This window comes from Halorubrum saccharovorum DSM 1137 (assembly GCF_000337915.1).
Lineage (GTDB): Archaea > Halobacteriota > Halobacteria > Halobacteriales > Haloferacaceae > Halorubrum > Halorubrum saccharovorum.
Window position 1 is genome coordinate 1 of sequence record NZ_AOJE01000072.1, and the last position, 3,832, is coordinate 3,832.

Sequence of the window (3,832 nt, forward strand, 5' to 3'; positions counted from 1 at the left end):
TTTGGGTTCGACAGGGTAGTTTGTCACACTAACGCCTTTCTTCGGCGGTGTCTTCGCCGCTGAGACCGTCTCTGCGTACGAAAGATAGTCCACACCGTGATACCGAGGTAAGCGAACCCGTCCGTCCGGCGTCGTCGACGCCTCACCTTCGGCGGTCGGTCGGTGGTCGTCCTCCCTCCCTCCCCGAGGGCGGTCCGTGATTACACGGGTATTGTGGTTTGGTTTTGGGGTGTTCGTAACGTAGTCCTGAAGGGCCTTTTGTCGCTCTTTCTCTTTGGCTAATTCTTCGAGGTACAACGCTCCTTTGTCGAGAATCTCGATTCGTAGGTTTCCGCGAGCGCCGTACTTCTCACAAAGACCATACTCGATTAGCTTCTCGTTCAATCGCCGCGAGACCGTGGTCCTATCGTACTGACTGAACGCCGATTGTAGGGCGCTGTAGGCCATGTGTCCGCTTTCAGTCTCACCTACCGTCCGAAGTATCTCGACAGCAAGTCCGTCCGTCCCAACCACGTCGACGAGCGTCGTAATGGAGTAATCATTACGGGTGTCGTTGCACGGATTCGTAACACTCGATGGGAGAATATCGCCGTAGTAGTTGTGCAAGTACACTCGGTCGATCTCTGACCCACCAAGGACCACGTCGACGCTCTCAGACAGCGTTAGAACGTACTCGATAATCTCGTCGGCCTGGTCGCGCCGCGTCTCTCTGAAAGCCGCATTGAGACCGATTGCTATCGTCTGTTGAGGGTTGCTATAGCCCAATAGACGAGTGAACGCGAGAGCGTCCTCTAAGGCGCTCTGTGGCTGTCCCATCTCATCATGTCCCAACCGTCGCGCATACCGAATCAAGTCCCACAGAGCCCGTCTCTCGCCGGCGACAGCTCGTCGTGCAAGTTTCACGACTGACCCATCGACGTCAAACCCACAACTCGACAGTCGGTGTTCAAACTCGAGTATGTCGACACCGTCCGCCGCTGTTTGTAGTGCCTCGAGAAGCGCAAATTGACTCTCTGTCTCGTCGAAGATTACTCGATGAACCCGAAGGGCGGTCCAGTCTGTAAGCGAGACGTCCGCCTCGAGGTCAGTCGCAAAGCGAAGGCTTCGCTTCTCAGTCGGTTCGTGTGCCGTCGTATCGTCCGTATCGTACATTTAGTGTCGCTTTTGTGCGAACACTAACGCCGGGTGAAAATCCGATAATCCCATAAGCCCCAACCACATTGGTTGAGTTAGGACAACGGGCCACCCGCCCGCCGTGTCCGCGTAAGCATCCTTCGACGCCGATAGGAGCGAAGTCCTGGCAGACTCGTGTGCTCCCGGCGTCGTTTGATTCAACTAGTTCGCTAGTCACGACTATAGTTTATTAATCCACCTTCTCAGAGAGATATGCGTCAAGCACCACCGCAATTGTCTCATCGTATGACCGTCGGCCTTCCCGCGCCTTGAGAACCCGGAGGTCGCGCCGCACATCCTTCGACACCGGAATCCGCGTGTCCGTGGCAGACATATATCCCGCTTTAGGGCACAACGTATAAAGCATTACGGACATGAAGATGTGATTGGTAAAGCATGAGTCTTGACGAAAGGGCAAGAGGGATTTTGTCACCGGCCGACCGCCGGTATCTCCAAAAACCGAAGGAGTATAGCAAACAGGCAGGATACGAACGCCGGCGAGCGATAGTCGAGCGGCTCCATGAAGCCCTACATGATATGCCGCTCCTGGTTTCGGAACTCGACGAGGACCTTAGAACGGAAGCCTTCGAGGACGGCGATTTAGACGGGAAAGAGCATACGCTAAACGTCCTGTCGTGGTCGTTCGCTCTCCTATATCTCGGGATCACCGACACCGTCGAACCGTCCGATTTGGCAAAGGACGCTTTCGAGGGGATTGCCGCGAGCGGTGTTAGACAGGCATACCTCCAGCGCGGGTATTCGGTCGAGGAGGTCGAGGTCGAGGTTAATGTAAAACGGGGCGAGCCGCTCGACGAGTTACGGGAGCGCGAGCCGGACGAACTCAGTTACCCCGAGGTGAACCAACTACTCGAATCGGGCGAACTCTCCCACCTAACCGGCGAGGAACAAATGGCTCGAATCAAAGAAGCTTGGGAGTCGGGGAATACGGACAAAGTCGGAGCGTTCCCGAACTTAGAGCTTCGAGATAACGCCGACGAGTAACCCCTGGGGGGCCGACCGCGTCGTTTGACGTCCTCGGCGTCTCTCCTTGTATATCTCGACGACTGGAGCCGTGCTTACTCCCGGTGTAACCACGCTCTTAACCAACACCGACCTATCGGGACGTCCGACTGTTGGTTAAACCCGGCTCAATAATCTTCCATCCATACCGGCCCGCCGTAGGCGTCGACATAACAGCGTTTGTGAACCGGCTCCTCGCGTTTGTTCGGGACGGCCTTCTCCAGCGGGACGCTTTCCCCGCAAAGGTCACACTCGGCGGTGTGTCCCGCCTGTCGAGCGTCCGGCGACAAGTCTTTCGTCTCGATGTATAGCTCGTGCAACGCTCGCGGCGTCAGTCGGACACACACTCTTTCGCGGTCCGTCTCGGTTGCACCTTCCCCCGTAAACGACAGTATCCAGTCGTCGCCCGGTTCCGCGTCGGTTGCTGGTCCGAGGATGAATGTCTGTGCTAACTCGTCATTGACGTAGTACCACGGTGAATCTCGAAACCGTCCATAGTGACCTTTCGGTCGTGGGTTGGTTGGGTCGACGTCGTCGCCGTCGTCACTCATCTATAGACCACCCACTTTGTCGCTCGCCGGCGCTCGATACCTCGGGAATTTGGTGTAGTGCTTTGACTACCGCGTTCGACCACAGACTTCGTGCATTTGCGTACGTCTCCGAATCGGCTTCCCACGCAATCTCTTTGAGAGTCTTACTCTCCGCCTCTTTGTGGTCGACTAGGTACTCGAGGACCGCCCGAACCGCCGTCTTTCGCGCCTCGGCTTTCTCTCCAAACCCAGGTACCTCAATATCAGAGAGAATCGCGTCAATGTCTATTGTGCTTTCTGCGGCGCTTGACGCCGTCGACGTCCGAGTACCCTCGATAGAATCACCGGCATCTTGTGGCGCGTCTCTCGCCGTCTCGTCGTACCCCATCGTTTCCGCTGTAACGTCGGCTTCCCAATAGACGACTCGTCGTGAGACTTTCCGGCGCTCGAGGTCGCCGCGTTCGTATAATGCCTGTAGTTTCCGACGAGCTGTCTCTCGCGAGCAATCTAACTCGTCTGCGACGTCCGCCGACAAGATTACCGGTCCGTCGACCACGTCGAACACTCCTAAGACGTCCTCTAAACTAACCGTCTCGACAAACGTCCCGCTGTCGCCATGTTCCCTCGGCATACGATTCAGTACGTTCCCCGCCCGATTATACCTTTTGGCATAACCAATATGGTAAAGACTTATGTCCATGTGGCTAATACAATATGGTAGAGAAAGACGGTATCCTCGGACGTGTTGAAACGTCCCGGTGGTAGGACACCGAGACCGGCCTTTCTCTATGGAGACTGAAAGACCATGTCGACCAACGAAACCCGAAGCCAAGACAGTACCGCTATCATCATCGCCGGCGACGACGCCGAGGTCATCGACGACACTCCCGACTGGGAAGGACCGTTTACCGAGTACGACCGCTACGGCGAACCGACTGGGCACAACTACGTCCGGTGTCCCGTGTGTGGGGCTGAAGTCCTCGACGGCGAGACGTCGACGGCGTCCCACCGACCAGCCTGCCGTTACGAGTAGTCGGCACTTCGGGCGCGCGCTCGCCTGAAGACGTTCCGAAAATGCGTCCTCACTTCTCAGTATTCGTACTATTCTT

General features: G+C 56.4%; 5 protein-coding genes and 1 pseudogene. 2 read left to right on the plus strand and 4 right to left on the minus strand.

Annotated elements, in window-relative coordinates; translation table 11 throughout:
• Together C471_RS16095 and C471_RS17810 are read right to left on the minus strand one after the other, a co-directional pair.
• Positions 1-1,152: pseudogene (locus C471_RS16095) on the minus strand (transcriptional regulator); the annotation flags it as partial.
• A gap of 211 nt (positions 1,153-1,363) precedes the next feature.
• Complete coding sequence (locus C471_RS17810; protein WP_006655018.1) at positions 1,364-1,507, minus strand: hypothetical protein; 144 nt, start codon at positions 1,505-1,507, stop codon at positions 1,364-1,366.
• Positions 1,508-1,569: 62 nt separating this feature from the next.
• On the opposite strand from C471_RS17810, the gene C471_RS16100 reads away from it, so the two are divergent.
• A complete protein-coding gene (locus tag C471_RS16100; RefSeq protein ID WP_006655017.1) occupies positions 1,570-2,175 on the plus strand; it encodes a hypothetical protein in 606 nt (201 codons plus the stop codon).
• Between the two features lie 146 nt (positions 2,176-2,321).
• On the opposite strand, the gene C471_RS16735 is transcribed toward C471_RS16100, so the two are convergent.
• Both C471_RS16735 and C471_RS16105 read right to left on the minus strand, forming a co-directional pair.
• Positions 2,322-2,744, minus strand: coding sequence for a hypothetical protein (locus tag C471_RS16735; protein ID WP_004050867.1), 423 nt, complete (start codon positions 2,742-2,744; stop codon positions 2,322-2,324).
• Positions 2,737-3,354, minus strand: coding sequence for a hypothetical protein (locus C471_RS16105; RefSeq protein WP_004050876.1), 618 nt, complete (start codon positions 3,352-3,354; stop codon positions 2,737-2,739). Before C471_RS16105 ends, C471_RS16735 begins: the two co-directional genes overlap by 8 nt.
• 174 nt (positions 3,355-3,528) lie before the next feature.
• Here C471_RS16105 and C471_RS16110 point away from each other — a divergent pair, with 174 nt between their 5' ends.
• On the plus strand, positions 3,529-3,756 hold the full coding sequence (locus C471_RS16110) for a hypothetical protein (RefSeq protein WP_004050879.1): 228 nt from the start codon (positions 3,529-3,531) through the stop codon (positions 3,754-3,756).
• Positions 3,757-3,832: the final 76 nt, after the last annotated feature.

Coding starts and splice junctions, on each gene's coding strand:
- C471_RS16105 (WP_004050876.1), bottom strand. CDS start 3,354: ATGCCGAGGGAACATGGCGACAGCGGGACGTTTGTCGAGACGGTTAGT.
- C471_RS16100 (WP_006655017.1), top strand. CDS start 1,570: ATGAGTCTTGACGAAAGGGCAAGAGGGATTTTGTCACCGGCCGACCGC.
- C471_RS16735 (WP_004050867.1), bottom strand. CDS start 2,744: ATGAGTGACGACGGCGACGACGTCGACCCAACCAACCCACGACCGAAA.
- C471_RS16110 (WP_004050879.1), top strand. CDS start 3,529: ATGTCGACCAACGAAACCCGAAGCCAAGACAGTACCGCTATCATCATC.
- C471_RS17810 (WP_006655018.1), bottom strand. CDS start 1,507: ATGTCTGCCACGGACACGCGGATTCCGGTGTCGAAGGATGTGCGGCGC.